This window comes from Promicromonospora kroppenstedtii DSM 19349 (assembly GCF_000515355.1).
GTDB classification, from domain to species: domain Bacteria; phylum Actinomycetota; class Actinomycetes; order Actinomycetales; family Cellulomonadaceae; genus Promicromonospora; species Promicromonospora kroppenstedtii.
The window spans coordinates 1-1,621 of the sequence record NZ_KI911671.1 but is presented as its reverse complement, the minus strand read 5'-3'; the positions used below and the strand labels follow the sequence as shown (position 1 = coordinate 1,621).

The 1,621-nt window shown below is 74.2% G+C and carries 1 protein-coding gene and 1 pseudogene; one reads left to right on the top strand and one right to left on the bottom strand.

Annotated elements, in window-relative coordinates; genetic code table 11:
- The coding region (locus tag PROKR_RS13645; protein WP_084800438.1) for an aminopeptidase P family protein at positions 1-1,376 on the top strand (1,376 nt) is incomplete at its 5' end.
- A gap of 39 nt (positions 1,377-1,415) precedes the next feature.
- On the opposite strand, the pseudogene PROKR_RS36940 reads toward PROKR_RS13645, so the two are convergent.
- Positions 1,416-1,621, bottom strand: a pseudogene (locus PROKR_RS36940) (general stress protein); the annotation flags it as partial.

The following is a 1,621-nucleotide window of genomic DNA, read 5'->3' as shown; positions in this document are numbered from 1 at the left end:
CCGTCGCCCGCCGCTCCGCGCTGTCCGACCGGTTCGCCGGCGCGCGCCTCGTGGTCCCCGCGGGCTCGCTCAAGCCGCGCTCGAACGACACCGACTACCGGTTCCGGCCGCACTCGGCGTTCGCCCACCTCACGGGCCTGGGCACCGACCGCGAGCCTGACGCTGTGCTGGTACTGCACCCGGTCGAGGACGGCGCCGGCGACGCCGGCTCGAACCACCATGCCGTGCTGTACGTGCGGCCGCTGGCCCCGCGGGACAACGAGGAGTTCTACGCCGACGCCCGCTACGGCGAGTTCTGGGTCGGCGCCCGCCCGTCGCTCGCGGACGTCGAGGCCCTGACGGGCATCGAGGCCCGGCACATCGACGAGCTGGGCGACGCCCTGGCCAAGGACGTCGGCGACGGCGGCGTGCGCCTGCTCGTCGTGTCCGGCGCGGACGACGCGATCGAGGCCCTCGTCGAGGAGCTCCGCCTGGAGGCCGGCGAGACCGAGGACGAGCAGATCGTCTCGGACGACGCACTCGTGGAGGCCACCTCGGAGCTGCGCCTGGTCAAGGACGAGTACGAGATCGCGCAGATGCGCGAGGCCGTGGCCCGCACCATCGAGGGCTTCGAGGCCGTGGTCCGCGCGCTGCCCGCCGCGAAGGCGCACCGCCGCGGCGAGCGCGTCGTCGAGACCACCTTCGACGGGCACGCCCGCCTCGAGGGCAACGCCGTGGGCTACGAGACCATCGCGGCCTCGGGCGAGCACGCCACGACCCTGCACTGGATCCGCAACGACGGCGAGGTCCGGTCCGGCGAGGTGCTGCTGCTCGACGGCGGCGTCGAGGTCGACTCGCTCTACACCGCCGACGTCACGCGGTCGCTGCCCGTGGACGGCGAGTACACCGACGTCCAGCGCAAGATCTACCAGGCGGTGCTGGACGCCGCCGACGCCGCGTTCGCCGTCGCGAAGCCGGGCACCAGGTTCCGCGACATCCACGCGGCGGCCATGGAGGTTATCGCGGCCCGCCTCGAGGAGTGGGGCTTCCTGCCCGACGGCGTCACCGCCGCCGACGCGCTCGACGAGGACGGCCAGCAGCACCGCCGCTGGATGGTGCACGGCACGTCGCACCACCTGGGCCTCGACGTGCACGACTGCGCCCAGGCGCGCCGCGAGCTCTACCTCGACGGCGTGCTGGAGCCGGGCATGGTGTTCACCATCGAGCCGGGCCTCTACTTCAAGGCCGACGACCTGGCCGTGCCGGAGGAGTTCCGCGGCATCGGCGTGCGCATCGAGGACGACGTGCTGGTCACCGAGGACGGTTACGAGAACCTCTCGGCGGCGCTGCCCCGCCGCCCCGAGGACGTCGAGGCCTGGATGGCGTCGCTGCGCTGAGCCTGCCCTGTGGGGCGCGGTACGGGGCGGCGGCCGCCCCTACTTCTGGTCGTCCGACGGCGGCGCGTACGGGTTGCCCTGGCGGGGTTCCGGGCGATCCTTCGGCTCGGCAGGCGGGTCGGACGGGTTGTCCGACGGCGGGACCGGCGGCTGCGCCGGGGAGTCCTCGACCGGAGCAGCCGGAGCAGCAGGGGCGTCCGACGGCGGGACCGGCGCGTCGGCCGGCGCCGCAGCACCAGCACCAG